This window comes from Kitasatospora sp. NBC_01300 (assembly GCF_041435235.1).
Classification (GTDB): domain Bacteria; phylum Actinomycetota; class Actinomycetes; order Streptomycetales; family Streptomycetaceae; genus Kitasatospora.
The window spans coordinates 3,476,486-3,502,823 of the sequence record NZ_CP108408.1 but is presented as its reverse complement, the minus strand read 5'-3'; the positions used below and the strand labels follow the sequence as shown (position 1 = coordinate 3,502,823).

Below are 26,338 nucleotides of genomic sequence, written 5' to 3'. Positions count from 1 at the left end.
CGCGGGCACCCCTTGGTCCGAGCAGTCGACCGTGTCCCGGAGGACCACTTCTGATGGCCAAGATCATCGCCTTTGATGAGGAAGCTCGCCGCGGCCTTGAGCGTGGCATGAACCAGCTCGCCGACGCAGTGAAGGTCACGCTCGGCCCCAAGGGTCGCAACGTCGTGCTGGAGAAGAAGTGGGGCGCCCCCACGATCACCAACGACGGTGTCTCCATCGCCAAGGAGATCGAGCTCGAGGACCCCTACGAGAAGATCGGCGCGGAGCTCGTCAAGGAGGTCGCCAAGAAGACCGACGACGTCGCGGGTGACGGCACCACCACCGCCACCGTGCTGGCCCAGGCCCTGGTGCGCGAGGGTCTGCGCAACGTCGCCGCCGGCGCCAACCCGATGGCCCTGAAGCGCGGCATCGAGAAGGCCGTCGCCGCCGTCTCCGACCAGCTGCTGGCCCAGGCCAAGGACGTGGAGACCAAGGAGCAGATCGCCTCCACCGCCTCCATCTCGGCCGCCGACACCCAGATCGGCGAGCTCATCGCCGAGGCCATGGACAAGGTCGGCAAGGAAGGCGTCATCACCGTCGAGGAGAGCAACACCTTCGGTCTGGAGCTCGAGCTCACCGAGGGCATGCGCTTCGACAAGGGCTACATCTCCGCCTACTTCGCGACCGACCTGGAGCGCATGGAGGCGACGTTCGAGGACCCCTACATCCTCATCGCCAACTCCAAGATCGGCTCGGTCAAGGACCTGCTGCCGCTGCTGGAGAAGGTCATGCAGAGCGGCAAGCCGCTCGTCATCATCGCCGAGGACGTCGAGGGCGAGGCCCTGTCGACCCTGGTCGTGAACAAGATCCGCGGCACCTTCAAGTCCGTCGCCGTCAAGGCCCCGGGCTTCGGCGACCGCCGCAAGGCCATGCTCGGCGACATCGCCATCCTCACCGGTGGCACCGTGATCTCCGAGGAGGTCGGCCTCAAGCTGGAGAACGCCGGCATCGACCTGCTGGGCACCGCCCGCAAGGTGGTCATCACCAAGGACGAGACCACCATCGTCGACGGTGGCGGTGACAGCGAGCAGGTCGCCGGCCGCGTGAACCAGATCCGCGCCGAGATCGAGAACAGCGACTCGGACTACGACCGCGAGAAGCTCCAGGAGCGCCTCGCCAAGCTGGCCGGCGGCGTGGCCGTCATCAAGGCCGGCGCGGCCACCGAGGTGGAGCTCAAGGAGCGCAAGCACCGCATCGAGGACGCCGTCCGCAACGCGAAGGCCGCCGTCGAGGAGGGCATCGTCGCCGGTGGTGGCGTCGCGCTGCTGCAGGCCTCGGTCGCCTTCGACAAGCTGGAGCTGGAGGGCGACGAGGCCACCGGTGCCAACATCGTCAAGGTCGCGCTGGAGGCCCCGATCAAGCAGATCGCGACCAACGCCGGCCTGGAGGGTGGCGTCGTGGTGGAGAAGGTGCGCAACCTCCCCGCCGGTCACGGCCTGAACGCGGCCACCAACACCTACGTCGACCTGATCGCCGAGGGCATCATCGACCCGGCCAAGGTGACCCGCTCCGCGCTGCAGAACGCCGCCTCCATCGCGGCGCTGTTCCTCACCACCGAGGCCGTCATCGCCGACAAGCCGGAGAAGGCCGCTGCGGCCGCCGGCGGCGGCATGCCGGGCGGTGACATGGACTTCTGATCCTGATCGCACCGATCGGATCGGCTGGTTCCTGATCGTGTGGGCGGTTCCCTTCGGGGGGCCGCCCACACGGCGTTCTACCGGAGAATGGACAGATGGCTTCCGACGACATCGAGACCGCGCTGCACAACGCGCGGGCGCTGATCCTGGCCGACCTCACCGCGCGGGACGTGGCGGACGCCGCCGTCGTCTCCCTGGTGGAGCAGGCCGTGACGCACCGCCGCTGGTGGCTGGAGCAGTGGCCGGACGGCACCGAGTACGTGCTCGGGCTGGTCGCCCAGGACGTCCAGGACGCGCTGCTGGAGGCGTACGGGCGCTGGCCGCTGTGCACCGCCTGCGCCGCCGACGGGGACCCGCACGCGCTCGGCGTGGAGCCGGAGCTGGGGCCGGAGCCGCACTGGGTGTGCGGCAAGCAGGGCGCGGTGGTCGCGCCGGTGGGGGAGCTCTCCTAGAAGGCTGATGAAGATCTTGGGTTGATCCGGGCCGTGCCGTCAGGTGGTGGCCTGGATTTGCCAGGTCGTGCCGTTGTGGGCGAGTCCGAGGTTGACCAGGGTTCGCAGGTTGAGGGCGGCTGCGCGGGTGTGGAGCCAGGTGTTGTTCTTGATGGTTCCTCGGTAGCGCAGGCGGCGGCTTCGGTGTCCGACGAGCCAGGCCACGGCTCGTTCGACCGGGGGTCGCCATCGGCGGTAGGCGGCTTGCCAGGCGGGGTCGGCGGCTTGTCGGCGGGCGGTGTGCTGGAGGTCGTAGCCGGGTTGGATCCGAAGGGTCCTGCCGGTCTTGGAGGCGGTGCACCGCTCGCGGAGCTGGCAGCCGGTGCAGCGGTCACCGAAGGCCGCCGAGCGGGGTGTGTCGGGGCCGCGGTCGGGTGAGAGCGGGAGGGTGCGGCCGGCGGGGCAGGTGACCGTCCCGCCGGCGGTGTCGATCCGGAAGTCGTCGAGGATGAAACCGCCCGCGATGGCGGGTCGTTGAGGGGCGGGCTTGAAGAACAGGCGGTGTCCTGCGTCGCCGAGGGCCTGGCGGGCGCCCCCGGTGGAGTAGGCGGTGTCGCCGAACGCGTCCACCGGCTCGTCCTCGCCCGCGAGCAGGCTCTCGGCGACGGCGGCTTCGTGGTGCCGGGGTCCTGCGCCCGGGGTGAGCTCGACCTCGGTGTAGATCGTGGTCTCGGGCTCGATGGCGAGGTGGGCCTTGTATCCGTCCTGGTAGTGGGTGCGGGTCTTGTGGACGTGTCGGGCGTCGGGGTCGACGGTGGAGACGATCCGGTCAGGTGCGGTGCCCCGGGTGATGCGCCAGCGGCCGTCACGGCCGTCGGAGTCGTCGGCGGGCTCGACGTCCTGTCCGGCGACCAGGGCCAGCAGGCCGACCGCAGTGGCGGCCTTCTCGCCGAGTTGCTGCTCGGGCAGGTGCCCGAGCAGCAACAGCGCGTCGCCGACCAGGGCGTCCACGAGGTCGGCGCGGGCCTGGGCGTCGTTCCAGGCGATGCGGGGCTTGCCCGGGTCGGCGTAGTCGTGTGCGGTGCAGTGGCGGGTGGCGACCGCGTCGGCGCCGGGGACCTCGCGGATCACCGCCCGCACGGCGGCGATCAGCTGGGTCACGGTGTCCTGGGTGGCGACCGCGTCGTCCAGCACGGTGGAATCCAGCGCCCGGCGGTGCTTGCCCTTGAGGACCCCGGTCGCCTTCACCACCTCCCGCACGGCCTCGAACACGCGGTTCGGTCGGGCGGAGCGGGCCAGGCGGCGGCGGAAGTAGGCCAGGAGTGAGGAATCGAACGCGGTGTCGTGCAGGCCGAGTCCGCACGCTGCCTTCCACCGCAGGTCGCAGCGCAGTTCCTGGACCGTCTCGAAGTCCGAGAGCCCGTGCAGGGCCTGAAGAGTGATCGCGGCTGCCAGGATCTGGGGCGGCATGCTCGGGCGGCCGTTCGCCGACGGGTACATGTCCGCGAACATCACCGCAGGAAACAGCCGGCCGCGATGCTCGGCCAGGAACGCGAACACACTCCCTGCCGGAATCAGGTCCCCGCAGGTCTCCCAGACATCCGGCCCGACAGTCTCTCCGGACCATTCCCCCATCGCCACAACACAAGTCTGGCCCCGCCGCTCACGCGGCGGGGCCAGAACCCAACATCTTCATCAGCCTTCTAGCCGGCGTCCGGCCTGCGCCTGGTCCGCTTTCAGCCCGCTCGTGGTCCGCGTCGTGGACCGGGCGGCGGGAGTACTGGACCTATAGGTAGGTTGGCGATATATGTAGTCGTATGACTGAACGCTCGATGCAGGAGCCGACGCTGCTGCTGCTCACCGCCCTGGCGGACGCCCCGAGACACGGCTACGCCCTCATCCAGGAGATCGCCGCCATCTCCGAGGGCCGGGTCAAGATGCGCACCGGCACCCTGTACGGCGCCCTCGACCGGCTGCTCCAGCAGGGGCTGATCGAGGTCGCCGCGGAAGAGGTCGTGGACGGGCGGGCGCGGCGCAGCTACGCGCTGACCAGCGTCGGCCGGGAGGCGCTGGCCTCCGAGGCGGAGCGGCTGCGGGCCGTCGCCACCGAGGCGGAGCGCCGCCTCGCGAACGTCCTGTCGGCGCTGCAGGGCAAGCCGGAGCCGGAGGGGAAGTCGACGATGAGGGGGTTCTTCGCATGACGATGACCACGCCGGCGATCGGGACGCCGTCGACCGTGCTGCGGGCGGCGCTGCAGTTCTACCCGCCGCGCTACCGCCGGGAGCGCGGCGAGGAACTGGCCGCGGTGTTCGCCGACACCACGGCGGAGGCGGGCCGCTCGGCCGTCGTCCGTGAGGCGATCGACCTGGCCGCGTACGGGCTGCGGGTGCGGCTCGGGCTGACCGGCTCCTCGCTGGCCGGGCGGGTGCTCGCGCTGGCCGCGCCGATGGTCGCCGGGGCGCTGGCCGGTGCGGCGCTGGTGCCGTGGGTGAGCGATGCGGAGCGGGCCGCCCACCGGCTGACCTGGGACACCTCGTACAGCACGTACGCGCTGACCATCGCGCCGCCGGTGATCGCGCTGCTGCTCGCGGTGGCCGTCGTGACGGGGCGCTGGACGGCGGTGCGGGTCATCTCGCTGGTCCAGGCCGTCTCCGCGCTGTTCGTGCTGGCGCAGGCCGTCGTGCTGCCGCAGGAATTCGACCTCTGGGGGGTGGGGGACAGCAGCGTGTCCACCATGCCGTTCGTGCTGGGGGCGCTGGTGGTGGCCGCGGCGCCGACGGAGTTGCTGCCCAGGGCCTCCTGGCGTTCCGGCGGGCTGGCGCTGGCCTCGGTCCTCGGGGGCGGGGTGCTGGTGGCGGTCCAGCGCTGGGGCGACTCCACCTTCCCGCTGGACATGCAGTGGTTCGCGGTGCTGCTGATCGGGCCGCTGCTGCTGACCTTCACCGCGCTGCGCGGCCGGGTGCTGCCGGCGGCCGTCGGGGTCGCGGTGCTGTCGCTGACGATGTTCGCGGGCCTGTTCAACATCTGGCGCGAGGGCCGCGGGTTCTGGCACGTGCTGCCGATGGCGGCGCCGGTGCTGCTGCTCCTGGTGGCGGCCGCGGTGGCGATGCGCCGGATCGGGACCGGCGACGGGTTCGGCGGACGGTTCGGCGGATGGTTCGGCGGGGACTCCGGGAAGGGGCGCAGCCTGGCGTGACCCGGGGGGTGGGGAGAAGGGCTCGCCGGGCCCGGCCGGATGTGGCAACCTACTGATATGTCTAGACCAATTTTCGAAGTCATCGCGCTGACGCCCCAGGACGCCCAGGCTGCCGAGTCGGGCGGCGCCGACCGGCTCGAACTGGTCACCGACATGGCCGCGGACGGGCTCACCCCGTCCGTCGAGGACTTCGCCCGGATCCGGGCCGCCGTCGACATCCCGCTGCGCGTCATGCTCCGGATCCGGGACGGCTTCGCGCCCGGCGACCTGGACGAACTGGCCGCCCGGGCCGCCGCGTTGCGGGCCGAGGGCGCCGAGGAGTTCGTCTTCGGCTTCCTCCACGCCGACGGCGCCGTCGACCTGGCCGCCACCGCCGCCGTCGCCGAGGCGGTGGCCGGCTGCCGCTGGACCTTCCACCGGGCGATCGACCACAGCACCGACCGGGCCGCCCTGCGGGCCGCCGTCGGCGCGCTGCCCGGGCTGGACACCTTCCTCACCTCGGGCGCACCCGCCGGCGTCGACGCCGGGTACGAGGTGCTGCTGGCGGAGCTGGCCCGCGCGGGCGAGCCCGGGTACGGGCAGCGGATCCTGATCGGCGGCGGCCTGCGGGCCGAACACCTGAAGGGGCTGCGGGCCGAGGGCTTCGACGGCTTCCACGTCGGCGGTGCGGTGCGGGTCGACGGCTGGCGGACGCCGGTGGACGCGGCCAAGGTCGCCGAGTGGCGGGCGCTGATCGACGCCTGAGCGCGCGCGGAGGGCGGGGGCCGGTCCCGGTCGGGGCCGGCCCCCGCCGCCCGGTTCCTCAGCGCAGCTGCGCGGGCAGCGGTTCGCCGTGCAGCACCGTCAGGCCCGAGACGGCACGGGTGAGCGCCACGTACAGCCGCCGCAGGCCGGTCCGCTCGTCCGGCTCGCCCGCGATCACCGCGGCCGGCTCGTCCAGCACCACGTAGTCGTACTCCAGACCCTTGGCCAGCGAGGCCGGGACGAGCGTCAGCCGGGCCTCGGCGCTGGTCTCGGCGCCCGGGGACAGGTACGGCAGGCCGGCCGCGGTCAGCGCCTCGGCGAGCATCGGGATCCGGGCGTCGGCGGCGATCAGCCCGGTCGAGCCCTCGTGCTCCAGCGCCTCGCGGCAGGCCGCCACGACGGCGGGCGCGGCCTCCGCGTCCGGGAGGTGGCGGATCGTCAGCGAGCCGGGGGCGTCGCGGACGGAGGTCGCCGGGGCCAGGCCCGGGGCGATCGCCGGGAGCAGCCGGGAGGCGTACGCGATGACCTCCTCCGGCACCCGGAAGCCCTTGGTCAGCTCCTCGACGTGGGCGTCCGGCTTGCCCAGGTGGCGCAGCGCGTCCGGCCAGCTCGCCGTCGCCCACGGGGTGGTGCCCTGGGCGAGGTCGCCGAGGACGGTCGCCGAGCCGGTCGTGCAGCGGCGGCCGACCGCGCGGTACTGCATCGGGGAGAGGTCCTGCGCCTCGTCCAGCACCACGTGCCCGAGCGAGGGGGTGCGCTGCACCAGGTCCGTCGCCTCGTCGACCAGGACGGCGTCGGCCTGCGTCCAGCGGGCCGTCTTCACCGAGCGGCCCGGCTTGGGCCACAGCACCGCCTGCTGCTCCTCCGGGGTCAGCACGCCCTCCGCGCAGGCGGCCAGGAACTCCGGGTCGGAGAGCAGCCGCAGCACCAGCTTCGCCGGGTCGACGGCCGGCCAGCACTCCTTGGCGACCGCCTTGACCGCGGCGTTGCGGGCCACCGCGTCCTGCACCCGGTCGTCGGGGGCCTCGCCGGACTGCTCCATCTTCAGCAGCACGGTGTGCGCGATCCGCTGCGGCAGGGCGTCCCTGGCGGCGCCGTAGCGCACCTCGCGGCTCTTCAACTCCTCGATGATCGCGGTGAGCTCGTGCACCTGGACGCGCCAGCGGCGGGAGCCGCGGACCACCACGCAGGGCTCGGTGGGCAGCGTGATGCCCGCGCGCACCGCCCGGCGCAGCACCTCGGCCATCCGGGCGTCGCCCTTCAGCCGGGCCGCCTGCGGGTCGTCCTCGCCGCGCACCTCGACGTGCCCGACCAGCTGCTGCACGGTCGCCTGGTTGACGTCCAGCTCGCCCAGGGCCGGGAGCACCTGCTCGATGTAGGAGAGGAAGGCGTTGTTCGGCCCGATCACCAGCGTGCCCGTCCGGGCGAGGCGCTCGCGGTGCGCGTACAGCAGGTACGCGACGCGGTGCAGGCCCACGGCCGTCTTCCCGGTGCCGGGGGCGCCCTGGACGCAGATGGTGCCCGTCACGTCGGAGCGGACGATCTCGTCCTGCTCGGGCTGGATGGTGGCGACGATGTCGCGCATCGGGCCGACGCGGGGCTTCTCGATCTCGGCGGCGAGCAGGGCGGAGGCGGTGTCGGCCTCCGCCGGGTCGCTCAGGTGCTCGTCCTCGTAGGCGGTGAGCTCGCCGCCGGTGTAGCCGAAGCGGCGGCGGCGTTCGACGTCCAGCGGCTCGGTGCGGCTGGCCCGGTAGAACGGCTGGGAGACCGGCGCGCGCCAGTCGATCACCATCGGGTCGCCGTCGGCGTCGTGGACGTGCCGGCGCCCGATGTAGAAGCTCTCCCCGCCTCCTCCCTCGCTCAGCTCCTCGCTGATCGTGTGCAGGTAGTCCAGGCGGCCGAAGAACAGCGGGGTGTGCGAGAGGTCGGCGAGGGCGGCGATCCGGGCCTCGATCTGGTTCTGGAGGACGGCGGCGGACACCCAGGTGCCGGTCACGTCGCGCAGGTCCAGCGACTGGACGTCCTCGCGCATCGCTCGCAGCGCGGACCGGGACGCGGCCAGGTGGTCGCGTTCGCGCTGGAGGGGGTCGGTGGTGGGGGTGGCGGGCACAGCGAACCTTCCCGGCTGCGCCGGAAGCGGGCGCAGCGGATCGATGGAGCTCACGGTGGGTACGGCCGACCGGTTGCCGTGCGGTCGGCGCCTCCCCCGGCTGCCTGCGCGACTTCAGCAGGTACCACGGTTCGGGAGGGGGCAGACGGACGATCCTAGACCCGTGCGCCCCGGGGTTCCAGCCCCGCAGCTCCCGGGCCCGCAGGTCCCGGCCCCCGTACGGGCCGCAGGACGTGCGCGACGGCGGCACCGTTCCGGGCACCGCCACGCGCCTGCCGCACGTCCTACAGCACGTCGTCCGCGTCGATGATGCGGTACGCGTAGCCCTGCTCGGCCAGGAAGCGCTGCCGGTGGGCGGCGAAGTCCTGGTCCACGGTGTCCCGGGCGACCACCGAGTAGAAGTGCGCCGAGTGGCCGTCCGCCTTCGGACGCAGGACGCGGCCCAGGCGCTGGGCCTCCTCCTGGCGGGAGCCGAACGTCCCGGAGACCTGGATGGCCACGGTGGCCTCGGGCAGGTCGATCGAGAAGTTCGCGACCTTGGAGACCACCAGGACGCCGATCTCCTTGTTGCGGAACGCCTCGAACAGCTTCTCGCGCTGGGCGTTGCTGGTCTCGCCCTTGATCACGGGCGCGTCCAGCACCTCGCCGAGCTCGTCCAGCTGGTCGATGTACTGGCCGATGACCAGCGTCTGGTCCTTCTCGTGCTTCTTCACCAGCGCCTCCACCACCCGCCGCTTGGTCGCCGTGGTGGCGCAGAAGCGGTAGCGCTCCTCGGGCTCGGCGGTGGCGTAGGCCAGGCGCTCCGAGTCGGTCAGGGTGACCCGCACCTCGCAGCAGTCGGCGGGCGCGATGTAGCCCTGCGCCTCGATCTCCTTCCACGGCGCGTCGAAGCGCTTGGGCCCGATCAGGCTGAACACGTCGCCCTCACGGCCGTCCTCGCGCACCAGCGTCGCGGTCAGGCCCAGGCGGCGGCGGGCCTGGAGGTCGGCGGTGAACTTGAACACCGGCGCCGGCAGCAGGTGCACCTCGTCGTAGACCACCAGGCCCCAGTTGCGGGCGTCGAACAGCTCCAGGTGCGCGTAGGCGCCCTTCCGCTTGGTGGTCATCACCTGGTAGGTGGCGATGGTGACCGGGCGGATCTCCTTGCGCGTCCCGCTGTACTCGCCGATCTCCTCCTCGGTGAGCGAGGTGCGCTTGACCAGCTCGTGCTTCCACTGGCGGGCCGAGACGGTGTTGGTGACCAGGATCAGCGTCGTCGACTTGGCGTGCGCCATCGCGGCCGCGCCGACCAGCGTCTTGCCGGCGCCGCAGGGCAGCACCACGACGCCCGAGCCGCCGTGCCAGAAGCCCTCGACGGCCTGCGCCTGGTACGGGCGCAGCCGCCAGCCGTCCTCGTCCAGCTCGATCGGGTGCGCCTCGCCGTCCACGTACCCGGCGAAGTCCTCGGCCGGCCAGCCGAGCTTGAGCAGCACCTGCTTGATCTGGCCGCGCTCGGAGGGGTGCACCACCACCGTGTCCGGGTCGACCCGGGCGCCGACCAGCGGGGCGATCTTCTTGGAGCGCAGCACCTCCTCCAGCACCGGCCGGTCGGTGGTGGCGAGCACCAGCCCGTGCGTCGGGTGCTTGAGCAGCTGGAGCCGCCCGTAGCGGCCCATGGTGTCCGCCACGTCCACCAGCAGCGCGTGCGGCACCGGGTAGCGCGAGTACGTCACCAGGGCGTCGACCACCTGCTCGGCGTCGTGCCCGGCCGCCCGCGCGTTCCACAGCCCGAGCGGTGTCACCCGGTACGTGTGCACGTGCTCGGGGGCGCGCTCCAACTCGGCGAACGGCGCGATGACGCGGCGGCACTCGGCGGCCTTGGGGTGATCGATCTCCAGGAGAAGAGTTTTGTCGCTCTGGACGATGAGCGGTCCGTCGTTCACGCGGGGAAGCCCTCCACTGGCTGACAGGCTGGATTGACGCAGACCCTCCAGTGTCGCGCATTCCGCGGCGAACGTGGTCGGGCTCCTTCCGAACGGGAGCGGGCACCTTCCGTTCGTACGGGTGAGCGCGCCCGCGCTCCGGGCGGCGGCGCCGGGTGACCACGGTGCGCATCGCTCGTTGAGCCGGTCATGAAGAAGTCGAAGCGCGTTCTCACCGCTCTCGCCCTGATGGGCACGGCCTTCGCGGCCACCGCCTCGTCCGCCGGCTCCGCGCACGCCCTCGCGGGGATCGGGGAGGGGCCCGGCGGGCTGCTCGCAGCGCCCGGATTCCTGATCGCCGACCAGGTCGGCGGCGGCTCGCTGCCGGTCGGACAGGGGGAGATCGGCAGCCTGGCGGACAAGGCCGTCAAGGAGAAGATGAAGGAGTCGCAGGGGCACTGAGCCCGGCCCTGTCGCCGGGGTTACTCGTCGAGCTCCGCGACGCCGGTGATGCGGTGCAGGGCGAAGGTGCGGAGCTCGTCGGCGTGGTGGTCGAAGGCGGTGACGAAGCCGCCTTCGACCTTGACCGGGTCGATGATCCGCTGGCTGGCGATGCCCTCGGCGTTGAGGTAGCCGATCCACATCCGTTCGCCGAGCAGGACGGCGGTCTGCAGGGCCGCGAGGGTCTCGGCGGCGGCGGTGCGGGGCAGCTGGCGCGGGTCGGGGGTGGAGTCCCGGCGGTTGACGGTGGCGGCGCGGTCGCCGGCCCGGATGGCCTTGATGGCGGCGGCGAGCAGGGTGTCGTCCGGGGTCGGCGGGCCGTCCGGGACGGGCGCGGGGGCGGTGCGGGGCGGGGTGCGGTGGCTGTCCTGGCGGGTGATCAGGACGTCGCCCTCGGCGGACTCGGCGGCCGGGGCGTAGCCCATCGTGCGCAGGGCGGCGAGCAGGACGTCCGGGGCGGCCTGGGCGGCGAGGACGGTGGGGGCGAGCAGCCGAAGCCGCAGGTCGGCGGAGCGGCGGTCGGCGAGGACCTCGTTCAGCAGGGACGGGTCGTCGCAGCGCAGGTAGGAGGAGGCGGCGCCGACCCGCAGGATGCCGTGCCGGCGGGCGACGTCGTCGATCAGGTAGGCGAGCGGCTGCGGGACGGGCGTCCGGGAGTGCTGCTCCAGGAAGGCCCGCAGGTCGGCGGCGGTGCGTCCGGCGTCGAGGGCGCGGCGGACGGACACCGGGGTGAAGCGGTAGACGGTGGCGCCGCCCTTGGACTCGATGTCGGCGCACAGCGCGAGGGCCTGGGCGAGCGGGGTGAGCAGCGGGCCGGGGGCGATCGCGGTGAGGTCCGGTTGCAGGATCACGTGGTCGAGCGGCTGCGGCAGCAGCGGGGCGAGCACCTCGGCCGGGTCGGCTTCGGCGGTGAGCAGGGCGCGGGCGGGGGCGGCGAGGGCGCCGCGGCCGGTGACGCCGAGGAGTTCGGCCTCGGCGAGGGTCCAGGCGGCGAGGTCGTCGCGCAGCTCGTGGCCGTCCGGGCCGGTCGGGCCGCCGCGCAGCGGGCGCTGCCAGCGCAGGGTGGGCAGGAGTTCGGCGGCGGTGGCGGGGGTGCCGGGCGGGAGCTCGGCGAGCAGCGCGAGGGTGGCGCGGCGGACGGACGGGGCGAGGGTGCGGTCGAGCTCGGGCCCGAGGGCGGCGCGCGGCTTGCCCTTGCCGTCCGGGGTGCCGGTGAGGGCGGGGACGCGGGTGGCGGCGAGCCAGGCGGCGGCGAGGACGGACCAGCGTTCGGCGGTGTCCCGCTGGAGCCAGCCGTCGTAGGCCGGGGTCGGGGCCCAGCGTTCGTCGGCCTCGCCGTCGGGGGCCAGCAGTCCGGCGGCGTAGGCGAGTTCGAGCCAGAAGGCGGCCTGCTGCTCGGTGGTCTCCAGGGCCTGCGCGGTGCGCTTGAGGTCGCGGACGCCGAGGCCGCCGGCGCGCAGCGTGGGCGGCGGGGTGAGGCCCCAGGCGTCGAGGAGTTCCTCGACGGTCTTGACGGCGGTGTGGGCCTGGCCGGCCGCCGCGCCGTCCACAGCCTGTGGATCGCGCGGGGCGGCGGCCGGGGCGGGCTCGGGCTGGACCGGCTCGACGGCGCGGTGGGTGCGGCCGCCGCGCAGGTGCAGGGCCAGTTCGCGCGGCAGGACGACGCTGCCCGGCCCGCTGGGCAGCAGCAGCCCGCGGGCGAGCAGCCACTCGACGGGGCTCTGCGCGTCCTCGGCGGTGACCGGGCGGGTGGCGTCCGGGACGGTGCCGGTCGGCGGCCCCCAGACCAGCCGTTCCAGCAGCCGCAGCGCGGCCTCGGGGGCGGTGTCGAGCAGCGCCGCGCAGCGGGCGCGGTCGTTCAGCAGGGAGGCGAGCGCATCGACGGCGGTGACCGGGTCCGGGGTGGCGGGCTGCCCGGCGGAGGCGAGCAGCTGCTGCAGCCGGGCCGGGGACATCCCGACGGTCGCGTCGGAGAGGGTCGGGCCGAGGCCGGTGCGACCGGGGTTGGCGGCCGTCGGGGCGAGTGCCTCGCGGACGGCGAGGACCAGCCGCAGGCCGTTGTCCGGGCCCCAGAGCAGGGCCCGGTCGCGCAGGGTGGCGATCGCCCGGGGGAGGGCGGCGGCGACGGCGGACCGGTCGGCGGGCGTCAGCGGGGTCGCGCCGGGGTGCGGCTTGACCTTGGCCGGGCCGGTCAGCAGGGTGCGGACGGTGGCCAGGCCGGTGCCGTCCGGAGCGGTGGCCAGGACCTCGGCGACCTGCAGGGTGAAGCGGTCCAGGCGCTCCAGGGCGCGCAGCGCCGAGGCGCGGGAGGAGAGCCGGGCGGACAGCTGGGTGAGGTCGCCGGGGACGGGGTTGAGCAGGTCGGGGCGGGAGCGGAGCAGGGCGGCGATCGCGTCGTCGGGGCGGGCGCGCAACTCCTCGGCGAGGGTGCGGGGGCCGGCGGCGGACCTGCCCTGGCGTTGAGGGCCCTGCTGTGTGGTCATTCGACCTAGGTTAGTCGGGCGGGCGGACGGCGGGGTGTCCGTGCGGCGGCCCGTGGTGGACCGGCCCTCAGGACTCGCGCGCGCGGGGGCGGGGTGGGTAGCGTCACGGCCGAGGGTGGTTCGGTGGGCCGGGGTTCGGGCGCGAGGCGGGGTGTCGGTGATGACGGACGGCGAGTGGTGGCGCAGGAGTGGGCCGTGGAGCGGCCGTTCGGGGGGCGGGGAGGGGGCCTCCGGCGGGTCCGCCGGCTCCGGTGCCGCCGGCGACAAGGGCGGTTCGGGCGGTTCGGGTGCGTCCGGCGCCTCCGGTGCGTCCGGTCCGTCCGGTGCCTCCGACGGGGACAGCGTGTACGACACGGCGGCGCCGGGCGGCGGGAGCCCGTCGGTGCCGCTGGACCCGCCCCGGACGCCGCGCGCCCCGGGGGCCGGGGCGCCGCCCGTACAGCTGGACAAGCCGCCTCTCGACGGGCCCGAGGACGATCCGGGCTCCATCCCGCCGCCCCAGGTGTACAGCTCCGGCGCGAACGGCTGGGATCTGGTGCTGCTCAACTTCTCGGACGCGCCGCAGGCTCCGCCGAAGCCGATCCCCGAGCAGCGCGCCGGGGGCGGGGCGGGAGCGGCGGGTGCGCAGGCCGCCGATCCGGCGGGGGCTGGGGCTGGGGCTGGGTCTGGGGCGGCTGCGGCGGCCTCGGCGAAGGGGAAGAAGCAGCGCAAGGCCAAGTGGAGGGCGGCCGCCGCCGGGGGGAAGGCGAAGGCGCAGCCGGCCGCCCCCGCCCCCGCCGGCCAGGCCGATGCCGGTGCCGGTGCGGGCGCAAGTGCGGGCGCGGGCGCGGGCCTCGGGGCCCGGCGGCCGTCCCTGCTGGTGCTGCTCTCCTGCGGGCTGCTGATCGGCGGCGCCGCCATGAGCTTCTTCCCGGCCATGCTGGTCGGCTGGGCCCTCGGCTACCTGTCCCGCCAACTCTCCGATCTGATGCGCAAGTTCGTCATCCTCGGGATTCCGCTGATCACGATGAGCGCGGCCACCCTGCACGCCATGCAGGCCAAGCCGGGCGCCCAGGGCGGCGCGGGCGTGCAGGCCGGCGCGCAGTTCAGTCAGATCAGCTGGTCGGCGGCCCCGGGCGTGCTGCGCCTGTCGGCGGTGCTGTCGGCGGTGGTGCTGCTGCTGTTGAGCCTGCGCCGTCGTCCGCCGCAGCAGGGCTGACGCCCGGGACGAGGGCGGCGAAGCCGGTGCAGAGCAGTCGGATGCTCTGGGTGAACTTCTCGTCCTGGCCGATCCGGGGGATCAACTCGCCCATGATCAGCGGGAACTGCGCGCACAGGTCGGCGTAGAGCTCGGCGCTGACGGGCGGTGGGGCCGCCGGCTGGTTCTGTTCCTGGAGGACGAAGCCGGTGACGTGGCTGAGCAGGATGTCGGCGGCGATGCCGCAGTGGACGGTGGGCAGGCCGGCGTCGAGGAGGGTGCGCAGCAGGCGTTCCATCAGGGAGAGGCCGCCGGAGCTGAGGACACCGGGGCTCTCGGCGAGGAGCAGTGCGCCGCCGGGGTGTTGCCGGATGCTGCGGCGCAGGGTGGCGGCCTGGGCCTCGACCCGGTCCCGCCAGGTGGCGTCGGGGGGGAGGGCGGCGAGGGTCGCGGTGCCGGTGTCGTAGGCCTGTCGGCAGACGCGGTCGGCCATCAGGGTGAGCAACTCCTCCTTGCCACGCACGTGGTAGTAGAGGCTGCCGGCGTGGGCGTCGAGGCGGTCGGCGACCTGGCGCATGGACAGGTTGTGGTAGCCGACCTCCGCGAAGACGGCCATGCCCGCATCGACGATGCGCTCCTTGGTGAGCTTCATGGCTCCACCGTACAACGTTTTCCAACACCGTTCGAAAACTGTGTTAGCTTTGCCCTGCCCGGTTTTCGAACGGTGTTGGAATGCGATGGGGGAGGGGCAGTCATGGGGGCGATCCTGTTCAACGTGACCACGGCCGCGCTGATGGTCATGATGGTCAACTGCGGGCTCGGCGTGGTCGGCCGGGACACGCTGCGGGGGCGGCCGATCCCGTGGGCGGCGGTGGCCCTGACCGCGCTCGCCGTCGGCGGCGTGCTGCTCCAACTGCTCTGGTCCGGCGCCATGGACGCGCTCGACGCCGACCCCGCCAAGTCCGGCTGGTGGCGCGAGTTCACCTCGGTCTTCATGCAGAACGGCGGCCTCGGCGGCGGACTGTGGAACCTCGCCACCCTCGCCGCCGTCGCCGCGCTCGCCCAGTGGTACTGGGGCGGCCCGCTCACCCTCGCCCTCTTCCTCGCGGGCATCCTGCTGCCCGGCCGGATCGACGACCTGCTCGGCTTCGGCGACGGCCCCAGCACCGACCCCCGCAACTTCGCCGGCAGCTCCGGCGCCACCTACTTCCTCGGCGCCACCCTGGCCCTCGCCTTCCTCACCCGCACCCGCCTGCCCAAGGAGCGCGCACTGGCCGCAGGCGTCCCGGTGCTGGGCCTCGCCATGTGGCTCGCCCAGGACAACGGGCACGGCCTGGTGGCGGTCTACGGCTTCGCCCTCGGCGCGGCGGCCTGGGCGGTTCGCGGCCGGCCGGCGCGTCGGTAGCCGGGCCCGCCGCGATCCGGCCCGCCGGGCTGGATCACCCGGCTCGGCGGGCCGGACCGCTTGGCCCGGAGCTCCTCGGCCCGGCCGCGTGGTGTGGAATCCGCTCAGCGGGCGAAGCCCGCCAGCAGCTCCCGCGGGTCGAAGGCCACCCGGATCCGGGTGATCCGCCCGTTCTCTACGTGGCTCCAGTTCGCCGTCGGCGCCGGCGGCGCGATGCTCGTGTGCAGGTCGAACCAGGTGACCACGTCGTCCCCCTCGGCCACCCGGGCGTGCACCTCGATCTTCTCCAGCACCTGCCCGAGCCCCTTCAGCCGGCCAGGGCGTCCTCCGCCCCCGACACCGTGGCCAGCGGCCCCACGAAGTCGACGTCCTCCGCCAGCAACCCCCGCAGCGTCTCGAAGTCGCCCGCCTGCCAGGCCGCGAAGTAGGTCTCGGAAATCTCACGCGCAGTCTTCGTCGTCGTCATGCCTCCATCCTTCCGAGCACTCCGCCATCCGTCCAACAGATGGATCAGATCCCAGCTATCATCACTGGTTATGGAGATGCACCAGCTGCGCTACTTCGCGGCCGTCGTCGACGAGGGCTCCTTCACCGCCGCCGCGACCCGCCTGCACGTGAGCCAGTCCGGCATCAGCACCCAGGTCGGCAAGCTGGAACGCGAGCTGGGCCAGCTGCTCCTCGACCGCTCCGGCCGCCGGGTCCGCCTCACCCCCGCCGGCGAGGCCGTCCTGCCGCTGGCCAAGGACGCCCTCGCCACCCTCGAAGCCATCCAGCACACCGCCGCCGAGTTCGCCGACGCCGTCCGCGGCCGCGTCCGGCTCGGGATGATCATGGGGTGCGCGATCCCGCCGTTCCTCGACGTCGTCGCCGACCTCGGTCGCACCCACCCCGGCATCGAACTGAGCCTGCACGAGGGCCACTCCGAGCTGCTCCAGGCGCAGGTCCTCTCCGGGGCCCTCGACCTCGCGCTGATCGGTTTCGCCAAGGAGGCCGGCCCCGGTCTGGACGTCACCGTCGTCGTCGACGAGCCGATCGCCGCCGTCGTCCCCGTCGGCCACCGGCTGGACCGCCCCTCCGTCCGGCTCGCCGACCTCGCGTCCGAGAAGATCCTCTGCCTCTCCCCGGGCACCGGCATCCGCGCCGCCTACGAGCACTCCTGCCTGCAACTCGGCCTCGACCCGCGGGTGGACATCGACGCCAGCTCCCCGGCCACGCTGTTCCGGCTCGCCCAACGTGGCGCCGGCGTCGCCGTCCTCAGCCCCTCCTCCGCCGCCGGCGAGGGCCTGCGGACCGTCCCCGTCGCCGATGCGCCGGTCCGGGCCTGCCTCGGCCTGGCCGCCCGGCCCGGCCGGCACTCCCCGGCCGTGCGCCTGCTGCACGCCCGGCTCCGCGCGTCCCTGCGGGCGACGGGCTGAGGGCCTGACCGACCGGCCGGCCCGCTCAGCCGCTCACGCGCTCCAGCGCGGATCGCGCCCGGAGGCGGCCAGCGCGCGGTCCAGCGCCGGGGCACCGTCCGGCACCGCCACCGGGGCGGCGAAGCCGCCGTACTGGCGGTACAGCTCGGCGTTCTCCTCGACGACCTCCAGCACCAGCCGCGCGAGCTCCTCGTCGATCCCGATCGGACCGCCGGTCGCCCGGGCGACGTCCCAGCCGTGCAGGACGAGCTCCGCGATCAGCATCCGGGCGACGCCCTCCGCCGGTGCCGGGGAGCCGCCGAGGTCGACGTCCCCCGCCCAGGCGGCCGGGTCGGCCCAGGCCGCCACGGCGCGGTCCAGCTGGGCCGCGTAGGCGGCGGGCCAGCCGGGGTCGGCGGTGAAGTCGTGGTCGACCAGCGCCTTGGGCAGTTCGGCGCGGCGGGCCCGGTGCTCCAGGCCGTGCGAGGTGTAGAGCACCCAGTGGTTGACGAGGGCGCGGGCGTCGAAGTCCGTGCAGGGCGTCGGGCCGTCCAGCGGGTGGTCCGCCGGGACGCCGTCGGCGACGCGGGCGGCGGCCGCGGCGGCGCGGGCCAGCAGGGGGTGCAGCGGGTGGGTGTCCGGGGTCGGGTGATCGTTCATGCCCCGATCCTGCGCCGGTCGGGGCCGCCGGGTCTTGAAGAAACGCGACGGCCGGCGCCCTGACTAGGGGCGTCGGGACGGGGCTCGCGGCGGCCCGCCCCGACTGCGGCGAACACTTCAAAATAGGCAGGCTGCCTGCTAATGTTCAGCAGGTAGCCTGCCTATCTCCGCCGGGATCTCCCCAGCAGGCCCGCCCCGTCGCAGAGGTCCCGGAGGAAGCGGAAGGAACCCGGCATGCCTCTCCCCGGCGACACCCGCACCCCACCGTCAGCGGCCACGACCCCGGCGCCCGCCGGCAACCCCTTCGGCCCGCGCTTCGTGGCCCCGCTGTACCTGGGGGCCTCGCTCAACCCGGTCAACAGCTCGATCATCGCGACCGCACTGGTGGCCATCGCGGCCGCCTTGCACCTCCCCGTCGGGGACACCGCCGTCCTGATCTCCTGCCTGTACCTCACCAGCGCACTGGCCCAGCCCGCCGCCGGGCGGCTCGCCGAGGAGTTCGGGCCCCGACGGATCTTCGTCGCCGGCATCGTGCTCGTCTTCGCGGCCGGGATCGTCGGCACGCTGGCCCACTCGATGGCCGCCCTGATCGCGGCCCGGGTGCTGATCGGCGCGGGCACCTCGGCCGGCTACCCGGCCGCGATGCTGCTGATCCGCCGCCGCGCCGAACAGGCCGGGTACCGGACCCCGCCGCGCGGGGTGCTCGGCGGCCTGGCGATCACCGGCGCCGCCACCGTCGCCGTCGGCCCCGCCCTCGGCGGGCTGCTGGTGGGCTGGTTCGGCTGGCAGACCGCCTTCTGGATCAACATTCCGGTCGCCGCCGTCGCCCTGGTCCTGGCCGTGGTGGGGATCGCGCCGGACCCCGACCCGGTGCGCCTCGGTTCACCCCGCGCCCTCGCCTCCCGCCTCGACCTGACCGGCATGCTGGGCTTCGGCGGCTCGCTGGCCGCCCTGATGGTCTTCCTCTCCGCCCTGCCGCGCCCGGACTGGCCCGCGCTCGCCGCCGCCCTCGTCCTCGCCGCCGTGCTGGTCGGCTGGGAACTGCGCGCCGCCCACCCGTTCCTCGACGTCCGGCTGCTCGCCTCCAACGGGGCCCTGACCCGCACCTACGTGCGCAACGGCCTGACGCTGATGGGGACGTACGTGATCCTCTACGGGCTCACCCAGTGGCTGGAGGCGGCCCGCGGGCTGTCCGCCTACCAGGCAGGCCTGGCGCTGATGCCGATGGGCGTCCTGAGCGCCGTGACCGCCCGGGTGGTGGCACGACGGACGGGCGTGCGGCTGCCGTTGATCGCCTGCGCGGTGCTGCTGCTGCTCGGCGCGGTGGCCGTGCTGTTCGTCGGCGGCGGCACCCCGATGGCGGCGGTCGTCGCCGTCAGCGCGGTGTTCGGCCTGACCTCCGGCGCCGGGGCGATCGCCAACCAGACCGTCCTCTACCAGGAGGCCCCCGCCGCGACGGTCGGCACCGCCTCCGGACTGCTGCGCACCTTCGGCTACCTCGGCTCCATCGCCTCGGCGGCGATCACCGGCACCGCCTTCCACGACCGGGTGGGCGACGCCGGCCTGCACTCCATCGCCTGGGTGCTGGTCGCGATCTCCGCCCTCCTCCTCGTCCTGACCGTCTGCGACCGCCGACTCGCCCGGCGTGATCCGAAAGAGAGCCCCTAGATGAATGAGTCCGATGTCCTCAGTGGTCATAGGCGATGAGTGAGCGCTTGAGCGCGGCGCCGGTGTTCCAGTTGTGCCAGATCGCGGCGGCGAGGGCGAGCAGGCGTTGACCGGTGCGGGCGAAGACGCCGGCCTCGGTTCGTGCGCCGTGCTGTTCGAGACTGAGCTGGCCCTTGAGGGTGTCGATGACCGCCTCGATCCACTGGCGGACGCGGGCGAGCCTGCCGAATCGGGCAGGCTCGCCCTTGCGGTCGGGCCGGACCAGGTGCGCGCCGAGCTCGTCGGTGACGAAGGCCTCGAACGCGGCTCCGGCGAAGCCTTTGTCGCCGAGGATCACCTGGCCCCGGCGCACGAGGTGTCGGTCACGGCCGAGCATGGCCTCCATGACCTCGCGCTCGCCGAGTTTCGGGTTGGCCAGGCACCAGCTGACCGGCATGCCCTCGGCCGTGGTCAACAGGTAGAGCCGCAGACCCCAGAAGAAGCGGGAGTGACTGGCGCAGTAGCCGTACCCGGCGGTGCCGGCCAGGGCCGAGCGCTTGACCGTCTCACGGGAGGCCGCGCAGGGCAGCGGCGTGGAGTCGATCAGCCGCAGGTCGTCGTGCCAGGTCGGCACCTGCCGGGCCAGTGCGCCGACGACCTGCGGGATGAGCGGGCCGGCCGCGTTCAGACGCTTGTTGTAGCCGGACTGCCCCGGCAGGTACGGGAACAGGTGCCGCAGCCGGCCACTCGCGAAGCGGTGCCAGTGCCTCGCCGACGGGAAGCCGAGCAGTACCTGCGCCACAGCCAGGCACAGCAGTTCCGCATCCGAGAGCCTCGGAGGTCGCCCGATCCGGTGACGAGGGGCCATGTGATCGTCGATGAACACGTACAGTGCCGTCAGAAGGGTGTCCAGGTTCGTCTTCACAAACCAACCAACGGGCACCCTTCGTCATGGTCGCGGCCAACCCAACAATCGGACTCATTCATCTAGCTGTCCGCCAGGCGGTTCATGATCTCGGCGGCCCGGTCGAGCGTCTTGCGCTCGCCGGCCCGGAGGGTGGAGCCGATCACCTCGGCCAGCCACGCCTCCCGCGCCGCCGGGATCCGCTCGCACAGGTCGGCTCCGGCCGGGGTCGCGCTGAAGAGGGACTTGCGCCCGTCGTTCGGGTCCTTGGCGGCGCTGACCAGGCCGCCGGCCCGCAGCGCGGCCACGGTCTCCGCCATGGACTGGCGGCGCACGTGCTCGGCCTGGGCGAGTTCGGTCACGGTCGCCGGGCCCTGCTGCACGACGCGGTGCAGGGTGGTCAGGTGCGACCAGTTCCACGGCAGGTCGTCGATCGGGGCCTCGGTGCGCAGCCGTGCCCGCAGCCGCGTCATCGCGCGCATCAGCTCGACGGCGGTGTCCTCGGGCGGGGCCGGTTCGCTACTCACCGCGCCAGCTTATGGCAGGGTGCAGCCGTCCCCACCGGCGCCGGAACCCGGGCGTCGCGGGCCCGGAGAGTCCATGCCGGACAGGCCCTAGCCTGGCGGGTATGGACTCTCCCGACCTCGGACGCGGCGTGCTCCACCCCGCCCGCGCGGCGGAGGCGATCAGGGTGGAGCGGCTCGCGCCCGCCCCCGCCGTGGCGCGCTTCGTCGAGTTCTACTGGCTGGTCCGCTGGGACCTGCGCGGCCGGCCCCCGTACGAGCAGAAGGTGCTCGCCCACCCGAACGTGCACCTGGTCTTCGAGGCCCCGCGGGCCCGCGTCTACGGGGTCGACCGGTCGCTCTTCGTCCGCCGCCTGGAGGGCGCCGGGCACGCGCTGGGCGTGAAGTTCTTGCCGGGCGCGTTCCGTTCGTTCGCCGGGCACCCGGTGGCCGGGCTCGCGGACCGGTCGGTGCCCGCGGCCGCCTACTTCGGCCCGGAGGCGGACCGGCTGAACGAGGACGTCCTCGGCGAACGGATGCGGGACCAGGCCGCCCTCGTGGACGCCTTCCTGCTGCCCCGGCTGCCCGCGCCCGACCCGGTCGCGCAGGAGGTCGCCGCCATGGTGGAGCGGATCACCGGCACCCCCGACCTGTGCCGGGTCGACGACCTGGCGCGGGAGTCGGGCCTCACCGTCCGCCGGCTCCAGCGGCTGTTCGCCGAGTACGTCGGCGCCTCCCCGAAGTGGGTGCTGCGCCGTGCCCGCCTCCACGAGGCCGCCGAACGCGCCGACGCGGGCGGCGCGTTGGACCTGGCGGCGCTCGCGGCCGAACTCGGCTACGCCGACCAGGCCCATCTCACCCGTGACTTCACGGCCGCCGTCGGCACCTCCCCGGCCCGCTACGCCGAGGCCGCGCGGCGGGTCAGGCCTCCAGGAAGCGCTGCAGCTCGGCCAGCATGAAGTTGGCGCCGGTGTACCCGATCCCCTGGAACCACAGCTGGTCGTCCACCGGGAACGCCCGGTGCGCCTTGACCACCTCCAGCGCCTGCCAACCCGGGCTCTCCAGCACGGCGTTGGTGTCGGCCAGGCCCTGGTCGCCGAAGGTGGCGTACAGCAGCAGGTCGCCGTCCGCCTTGGCGATCTGGTCCAGCGGGATCTCGACGTCGGACTGGTCGACGTTCTGCGCGTCCGGCCGCCCCACCTGGGCGTCCGACAGCACGATCCCGGGGAAGCTCTGCTTCCCGAACAGCCGGATCCCGCCGCCCTCCACGAACCGCACCAGGCTCACCTTCCGGCCGGACGCCTTCGCCGTCGACAGGGCCTGCACCACCTGGTTGGCGTGCCGCTGGTAGGAGGCGACGAAGGCCGCCGCCGCGGCCTCCCGGCTCAACGCCTGGGCGTGCACCTGGAAGTCGGCCTTCCACGGCGCGCCGGTGGTCTGGGTGAGCACGGTCGGCGCGATCTCCCGCAGCTGGTCGTAGCGGTCGCCGTCGCGCGCCTGGTTGGAGAGGATCAGGTCCGGCCGCAGCGCCCGGATCGCGACCAGGTCCGGGGCGCCGGCCAGGCCGACCCGGTGGATCCCGGCGACCCGGGAGGCCGGCCAGTAGCTCGGGAACCGGATGTCGGCGGCCGGCAGCGCGGCGCCCACCGGGGTGATGCCGAGGGTCAGCGCGGAGTCCAGCACGTCCGTGTCGAGGACGATCACCCGCAGCGGCTCGCCCGGCACCAGCACCGGCCCGGTGGCCGCGTCCACCGTGACCGGCGGCACCGGGGTGGGCGAGGCGGACGCGCCCAGGCCGTCGGCGGTCGGCGGCGCCGACCGCCCGGTCGTGCAGGCCACGAGCGCGGCCCCGCCGAGACCGGCGAGGAACGAACGGCGGGCGATCCGGTGCATCGGCGGTCCTCGGGCGGTGAGGCTTCGGGGGCGCGCCGATTATGTCCGGTTTGGTGTGGAATTTTCGTCAGGCGTCCACGGCCGCCGCCCACGGGGCCCCCGGAACGACCAACGGCGTGCCCGTCACCGGGTCCGGTACCACCACCGACTCCAGCCCGAACACCTCCCGCACCAGCTCGGCCGTCACCACCTCGGTCGGCGGGCCCTGCGCCACCACCCGGCCGTCCCGCATCGCCACCAGGTGGTCCGCGTACCGGGCCGCCTGGTTGAGGTCGTGCAGCACCGCCACCACCGTCCGGCCGCGCTCGACGTTCAGCCGGCGGACCAGGTCCAGCACCTCCACCTGGTGCGCGATGTCCAGGTAGGTGGTCGGCTCGTCCAGCAACAGGATGTCCGTGCCCTGCGCCAGCGCCATCGCGATCCACGCCCGCTGCCGCTGGCCGCCGGACAGCTCGTCCATGCTGCGCTCGGCCAGCTCCGCCGTGGACGTCCGCTCCAGCGCCTCCGTCACCGCCGCCTCGTCCTCCGGCGACCACTGCTGCCACCAGCTCTGGTGCGGCTGGCGGCCCCGCGAGACCAGGTCCGCCACCGAGATGCCCTCCGGCGCCGTCGGCGACTGCGGCAGCAGGCCCAGCCGCTGGGCGATCCGCTTCGTCGGGATCCGCGCCAGCTCCTCGCCGTCCAGCAGCACCGCGCCCCGGACCGGCTTCAGCAGGCGCCCCAGGGCCCGCAGCAGCGTCGACTTGCCGCAGGCGTTCGGGCCGACGATCACCGTCACCCGCCCGTCCGGGATGCCGACGTCCAGGCCCTCGACGACCGTGCGCGCCTCGTAGGCCAGGGTGAGGCCCCGGGCCTCCAGACGGTGAGCGGACATCAGGAACCTCCACGACGGGAACGAATCAGCAGCCACATCAAGTACGGCGCGCCGACCATGCCGGTCACCACGCCCACCGGCAGCTCGGTCGGCGCCATCAGCCGCCGGGCGATCAGATCGGCCAGCACGACCACCAGCGCGCCCGTCAGCGCCGAGCAGAACAGCGGGACCTGCGCGGACCGGACCAGCCGCAGCGCGATCTGCGGGGCCATCAGCGCCACGAAGTCCACCGGCCCGGCGGCGCCCGCCGCGCACGAGGCCAGCACGATGCCCAGCAGCGCCATGCCGAGGCGGATCCGGTCCAGCCGCAGGCCCAGGCCGACGGCCGTCGCGTCGTCGAAGGAGATCGAGCGCTGCGCCCGCGCCGCCCACAGGACGACGGGCACGGCGGCGAGCAGCACCCAGGCCAGCCAGTCGGCCTGGTCGTAGCCGGCGCCGTTCAGGCTGCCCGTCATCCAGACCTTCGCGGCCTGCGCCTGGAAGCCGTCGCCCTTGGTCAGGAACACGGAGGTCAGCGAGGACAGGGCCACGCTGATCCCGATCCCGATCAGCACGAAGCGCTGCGCGTGCAGGCCGCGCCGCCAGGCCAGCGCGTACACCAGCAGCCCGGCCACCAGCCCGCCCGCGACCGCCGCGTACGGGGCCTGGCCGGTCGAGCCGACCACGCCGTACGCCATCAGCCCGACGACGGTGGCGGTCGCGCCCCAGGTCACGCCCACCACGTCGGGGCTGGCCAGCGGATTGCGGGCGACGGTCTGGATCAGCGCCCCGGCCAGCCCCAGCGCCGTGCCGACCAGCAGGCCCACGACCACCCGGGGCAGCCGGAACTCGCCGACCACCAGCTCGTGCGGGCTCGGCTGCCCGAGCACCACCTTCACCACCTCGACCGGGGACACGGCCGACTCGCCCAGGCAGAGCGAGGCGACGACCGTCCCGGCCAGCGCGACCAGCAGGCCCAGCGCCACCACCGCCGACCGGCGGTGCAGCAGCACGGACGCCCGCCCGGCCCGCAGCACGGCGTACCCGCGCGGGGAGACGGCGCCGCGCCCGACGGTTCGCCCGCCCTGCGCGCTCATGACGCGACCACCTTCCGGCGGCGCACCAGCGCGACCAGGACCGGGACGCCGACGAGCGCCGTCATCACGCCCGCCGGGACCTCCGACGGCGGGAAGAGGACCCGCCCCAGGGTGTCGGCGAGCAGCAGCAGGGCCGGGCCGAGGACGGCCGAGAAGGCGAGCACCCAGCGGTGGTCCGCGCCGGCGACGGCCCGCGCCGCGTGCGGGACGGCGAGGCCGACGAAGGCGATCGGCCCGGCGGCCGCGACGGCCGAGCCGGTCAGCACCGTCGCGCCGAGCGCGCCGACCGCCCGGACCAGGCCGGTCTTGGCGCCGAGGCCCTTGGCGGTGTCCTCGCCGAGCGCGAGCGCGTCCAGGCCGCGGGCCACCGCGACCACCAGCACCGTGCCGACGGCGAGGAACGGCAGCAGCTGCCAGGCCACGTCCGAGGTCCGCCCGGAGAGCGAGCCGACGTGCCAGAAGCGGAACTGGTCCATGGTGGCCGCGTCGGTCGTCAGCACCATGGTGTTGAGCGAGGCGATGAACGCGGACATCGCCGAGCCGGCCAGCGCCAGCTTGATCGGCGTGGCCCCGCCCCGGCCGCGCCCGGCCAGGCCGTACACGAGCACGGTGGCGATCACGGCGCCCGCGAAGCCGAACCAGACGTAGCCGGTGAGGGTGGAGACGCCGAAGCCGGAGATGGCGAGGACCACGCCGGCCGCCGCGCCCTGGGAGACGCCGAGGATGCCGGGGTCGGCGATCGGGTTGCGGGTGAGGCCCTGCATGACGGCCCCGGCGAGGCCGAGCGCCGCGCCGACGGCCAGTCCGACGACGGTGCGCGGCACCCGCAGCTCGCGGACGACGACGGCGTTGGCCGTGTCGCCGCCGTGCAGCAGGGCGTCGAGGGTGTCGCCGAAGGGGATGGTGCGGCTGCCGACCGCCAGGCTCAGCAGCACCGCGGCGGCCAGGACGGCCAGCGCGGCGGCGAGCCACAGTATTCGGTGGCGCGCTGTCCGTCGCGCGCCGGGCGGCGCGGTGGTGTCGGTCATGGGCCCTCTCCGCAGACAACTCAGGTAAACCTAAGTTCCCGTCGGAAGCCGGGGCAAATTGCCTCGTCCCCCCGAACCGCCCGTTGGATAGCCTGGCAGCATGCCCGAGACCCGCACCGCCCCGCTCACCGTCGGCTTCGACCTCGACATGACGCTGCTGGACACCCGGCCGGGTATCCACGCCACCTACCTGGCGCTCGCGGCCGAGACCGGCGCCCGTATCGACGCCGACCTGGTGGTCACCCGGCTCGGCCCGCCGCTGCTGGACGAGATCCGCAACTGGTTCCCGGAGGACGAGGTGGAGCACGCCGCCGCCCGCTACCGCGAGCTCTACCGCGACCTCGCCTTCGCCCCGACCGTCGCCCTCCCCGGCGCGCACGCCGCCGTCGAGGCGGTCCGCGACCACGGCGGCCGGGTCGCGGTGATCACCGGCAAGTACGAGCCGAACGCCCGCCTGCACCTGGAGCACGCCGGGCTGCACGCGGACGCGCTGGTCGGCGACCTCTGGGCGGAGACCAAGGGCGAGGCGCTGCGCGAGCACGGCGCGAGCGTCTACGTCGGCGACCACCTCGGCGACATCCGGGGCGCCCGGAGCGCTGACGCCGTCGCGGTGTGCGTGGCCACCGGCCCGTACAGCGCGGACGAGCTGCGCGCGGCCGGGGCGGACGTGGTGCTGGCGGACCTCACCGGCTTCCCGGCCTGGCTCGACGCCCACCTGGCCGGCTGAGTCCCGGC

At 74.1% G+C, this 26,338-nt stretch carries 26 protein-coding genes; 12 read left to right on the top strand and 14 right to left on the bottom strand.

Annotation, left to right across the window (positions count from 1 at the left end; genetic code table 11):
* The first annotated feature begins 53 nt into the window (after window positions 1-53).
* Both groL and OG556_RS15410 read left to right on the top strand, forming a co-directional pair.
* Window positions 54-1,676, top strand: a complete 1,623-nt coding sequence (gene groL, locus OG556_RS15415) for a chaperonin GroEL (RefSeq protein WP_063348228.1) — start codon at window positions 54-56, stop codon at window positions 1,674-1,676.
* A gap of 95 nt (window positions 1,677-1,771) precedes the next feature.
* Entirely contained in the window at window positions 1,772-2,128 is a 357-nt protein-coding gene (locus OG556_RS15410; RefSeq protein WP_063348227.1) for a hypothetical protein, read from the top strand.
* 39 nt (window positions 2,129-2,167) lie between these two features.
* On the opposite strand, the gene OG556_RS15405 is transcribed toward OG556_RS15410, so the two are convergent.
* The gene (locus OG556_RS15405) at window positions 2,168-3,742 is read right to left on the bottom strand and encodes an IS1182 family transposase (RefSeq protein ID WP_371522715.1); all 1,575 of its coding nucleotides are present in this window, start codon (window positions 3,740-3,742) and stop codon (window positions 2,168-2,170) included.
* A 182-nt stretch (window positions 3,743-3,924) separates the two neighbouring features.
* Between OG556_RS15405 and OG556_RS15400 the strand changes: the two genes are divergently transcribed.
* Genes OG556_RS15400 through OG556_RS15390 form a run of 3 tightly spaced genes read left to right on the top strand, consistent with a single transcriptional unit; the run spans window position 3,925 to window position 6,047 of the window.
* Window positions 3,925-4,308: a PadR family transcriptional regulator gene (locus OG556_RS15400; RefSeq protein WP_350877446.1), complete on the top strand. Its 384-nt coding sequence runs from the start codon at window positions 3,925-3,927 to the stop codon at window positions 4,306-4,308.
* Window positions 4,305-5,303: a hypothetical protein gene (locus OG556_RS15395; RefSeq protein ID WP_371517532.1), complete on the top strand. Its 999-nt coding sequence runs from the start codon at window positions 4,305-4,307 to the stop codon at window positions 5,301-5,303. The genes OG556_RS15400 and OG556_RS15395 overlap by 4 nt, the downstream gene beginning before the upstream one ends.
* 57 nt (window positions 5,304-5,360) lie before the next feature.
* On the top strand, window positions 5,361-6,047 hold the full coding sequence (locus OG556_RS15390) for a copper homeostasis protein CutC (RefSeq protein ID WP_371517531.1): 687 nt from the start codon (window positions 5,361-5,363) through the stop codon (window positions 6,045-6,047).
* 58 nt (window positions 6,048-6,105) lie between these two features.
* On the opposite strand, the gene OG556_RS15385 is transcribed toward OG556_RS15390, so the two are convergent.
* Window positions 6,106-8,157: an AAA family ATPase gene (locus tag OG556_RS15385; RefSeq protein WP_371517530.1), complete on the bottom strand. Its 2,052-nt coding sequence runs from the start codon at window positions 8,155-8,157 to the stop codon at window positions 6,106-6,108.
* A 284-nt stretch (window positions 8,158-8,441) separates the two neighbouring features.
* Window positions 8,442-10,079, bottom strand: a complete 1,638-nt coding sequence (locus OG556_RS15380) for a DNA repair helicase XPB (protein WP_063348223.1) — start codon at window positions 10,077-10,079, stop codon at window positions 8,442-8,444.
* Window positions 10,080-10,268: 189 nt separating this feature from the next.
* Between OG556_RS15380 and OG556_RS15375 the strand changes: the two genes are divergently transcribed.
* Window positions 10,269-10,520, top strand: coding sequence for a hypothetical protein (locus OG556_RS15375; RefSeq protein ID WP_280678786.1), 252 nt, complete (start codon window positions 10,269-10,271; stop codon window positions 10,518-10,520).
* A 20-nt stretch (window positions 10,521-10,540) separates the two neighbouring features.
* Here OG556_RS15375 and OG556_RS15370 read toward each other — a convergent pair whose 3' ends face one another.
* Window positions 10,541-13,042, bottom strand: a complete 2,502-nt coding sequence (locus OG556_RS15370) for a helicase-associated domain-containing protein (protein WP_371517529.1) — start codon at window positions 13,040-13,042, stop codon at window positions 10,541-10,543.
* Window positions 13,043-13,202: 160 nt separating this feature from the next.
* On the opposite strand from OG556_RS15370, the gene OG556_RS15365 reads away from it, so the two are divergent.
* Window positions 13,203-14,240, top strand: coding sequence for a hypothetical protein (locus OG556_RS15365; RefSeq protein WP_371517528.1), 1,038 nt, complete (start codon window positions 13,203-13,205; stop codon window positions 14,238-14,240).
* Here the strand turns inward: OG556_RS15365 and OG556_RS15360 are convergent.
* Window positions 14,137-14,871, bottom strand: a complete 735-nt coding sequence (locus tag OG556_RS15360) for a TetR/AcrR family transcriptional regulator (RefSeq protein WP_371517527.1) — start codon at window positions 14,869-14,871, stop codon at window positions 14,137-14,139. The two genes, OG556_RS15365 and OG556_RS15360, sit on opposite strands and share 104 nt — an antisense overlap.
* Before the next feature lie 102 nt (window positions 14,872-14,973).
* Between OG556_RS15360 and OG556_RS15355 the strand changes: the two genes are divergently transcribed.
* Complete coding sequence (locus OG556_RS15355; RefSeq protein ID WP_371517526.1) at window positions 14,974-15,624, top strand: hypothetical protein; 651 nt, start codon at window positions 14,974-14,976, stop codon at window positions 15,622-15,624.
* Window positions 15,625-15,728: 104 nt separating this feature from the next.
* Here the strand turns inward: OG556_RS15355 and OG556_RS15350 are convergent, their stop codons facing one another.
* Together OG556_RS15350 and OG556_RS15345 are read right to left on the bottom strand one after the other, a co-directional pair.
* Window positions 15,729-15,917, bottom strand: coding sequence for a hypothetical protein (locus OG556_RS15350; protein ID WP_371517525.1), 189 nt, complete (start codon window positions 15,915-15,917; stop codon window positions 15,729-15,731).
* A gap of 14 nt (window positions 15,918-15,931) precedes the next feature.
* Complete coding sequence (locus tag OG556_RS15345; protein WP_371517524.1) at window positions 15,932-16,090, bottom strand: nuclear transport factor 2 family protein; 159 nt, start codon at window positions 16,088-16,090, stop codon at window positions 15,932-15,934.
* Between the two features lie 70 nt (window positions 16,091-16,160).
* Here OG556_RS15345 and OG556_RS15340 point away from each other — a divergent pair, with 70 nt between their 5' ends.
* Window positions 16,161-17,039 carry a LysR family transcriptional regulator gene (locus OG556_RS15340; RefSeq protein ID WP_371517523.1) on the top strand — a complete coding sequence of 293 codons (879 nt, stop codon included), beginning with the start codon at window positions 16,161-16,163 and terminating at the stop codon, window positions 17,037-17,039.
* Between the two features lie 33 nt (window positions 17,040-17,072).
* On the opposite strand, the gene OG556_RS15335 is transcribed toward OG556_RS15340, so the two are convergent.
* Window positions 17,073-17,678 carry a TIGR03086 family metal-binding protein gene (locus tag OG556_RS15335; protein ID WP_371517522.1) on the bottom strand — a complete coding sequence of 202 codons (606 nt, stop codon included), beginning with the start codon at window positions 17,676-17,678 and terminating at the stop codon, window positions 17,073-17,075.
* A 234-nt stretch (window positions 17,679-17,912) separates the two neighbouring features.
* Here OG556_RS15335 and OG556_RS15330 point away from each other — a divergent pair, with 234 nt between their 5' ends.
* A complete protein-coding gene (locus tag OG556_RS15330) occupies window positions 17,913-19,346 on the top strand; it encodes an MFS transporter (protein ID WP_371517521.1) in 1,434 nt (477 codons plus the stop codon).
* A gap of 19 nt (window positions 19,347-19,365) precedes the next feature.
* Here the strand turns inward: OG556_RS15330 and OG556_RS15325 are convergent, their stop codons facing one another.
* Entirely contained in the window at window positions 19,366-20,250 is an 885-nt protein-coding gene (locus OG556_RS15325) for an IS982 family transposase (protein WP_331744010.1), read from the bottom strand.
* Between the two features lie 62 nt (window positions 20,251-20,312).
* Entirely contained in the window at window positions 20,313-20,756 is a 444-nt protein-coding gene (locus OG556_RS15320; RefSeq protein WP_371517520.1) for a MarR family winged helix-turn-helix transcriptional regulator, read from the bottom strand.
* Between the two features lie 101 nt (window positions 20,757-20,857).
* Here OG556_RS15320 and OG556_RS15315 point away from each other — a divergent pair, with 101 nt between their 5' ends.
* On the top strand, window positions 20,858-21,691 hold the full coding sequence (locus OG556_RS15315; protein WP_371517519.1) for a DUF6597 domain-containing transcriptional factor: 834 nt from the start codon (window positions 20,858-20,860) through the stop codon (window positions 21,689-21,691).
* On the opposite strand, the gene OG556_RS15310 is transcribed toward OG556_RS15315, so the two are convergent.
* The 4 genes from OG556_RS15310 to OG556_RS15295 all read right to left on the bottom strand — a co-directional run bounded on the left by OG556_RS15310 (window position 21,654) and on the right by OG556_RS15295 (window position 25,603).
* Window positions 21,654-22,625 carry an ABC transporter substrate-binding protein gene (locus tag OG556_RS15310; RefSeq protein WP_371517518.1) on the bottom strand — a complete coding sequence of 324 codons (972 nt, stop codon included), beginning with the start codon at window positions 22,623-22,625 and terminating at the stop codon, window positions 21,654-21,656. The genes OG556_RS15315 and OG556_RS15310 overlap by 38 nt on opposite strands.
* A gap of 67 nt (window positions 22,626-22,692) precedes the next feature.
* The gene (locus OG556_RS15305; protein ID WP_371517517.1) at window positions 22,693-23,499 is read right to left on the bottom strand and encodes an ABC transporter ATP-binding protein; all 807 of its coding nucleotides are present in this window, start codon (window positions 23,497-23,499) and stop codon (window positions 22,693-22,695) included.
* Window positions 23,499-24,575 (bottom strand): FecCD family ABC transporter permease, encoded by a 1,077-nt coding sequence (locus OG556_RS15300; protein ID WP_371517516.1) that lies wholly within the window; start codon window positions 24,573-24,575, stop codon window positions 23,499-23,501. The genes OG556_RS15305 and OG556_RS15300 overlap by 1 nt, the downstream gene beginning before the upstream one ends.
* Window positions 24,572-25,603, bottom strand: a complete 1,032-nt coding sequence (locus OG556_RS15295; protein WP_350877476.1) for an iron ABC transporter permease — start codon at window positions 25,601-25,603, stop codon at window positions 24,572-24,574. The genes OG556_RS15300 and OG556_RS15295 overlap by 4 nt, the downstream gene beginning before the upstream one ends.
* A gap of 100 nt (window positions 25,604-25,703) precedes the next feature.
* Between OG556_RS15295 and OG556_RS15290 the strand changes: the two genes are divergently transcribed.
* Window positions 25,704-26,330: an HAD family hydrolase gene (locus OG556_RS15290; protein WP_371517515.1), complete on the top strand. Its 627-nt coding sequence runs from the start codon at window positions 25,704-25,706 to the stop codon at window positions 26,328-26,330.
* The last annotated feature ends 8 nt before the right edge of the window (window positions 26,331-26,338 follow it).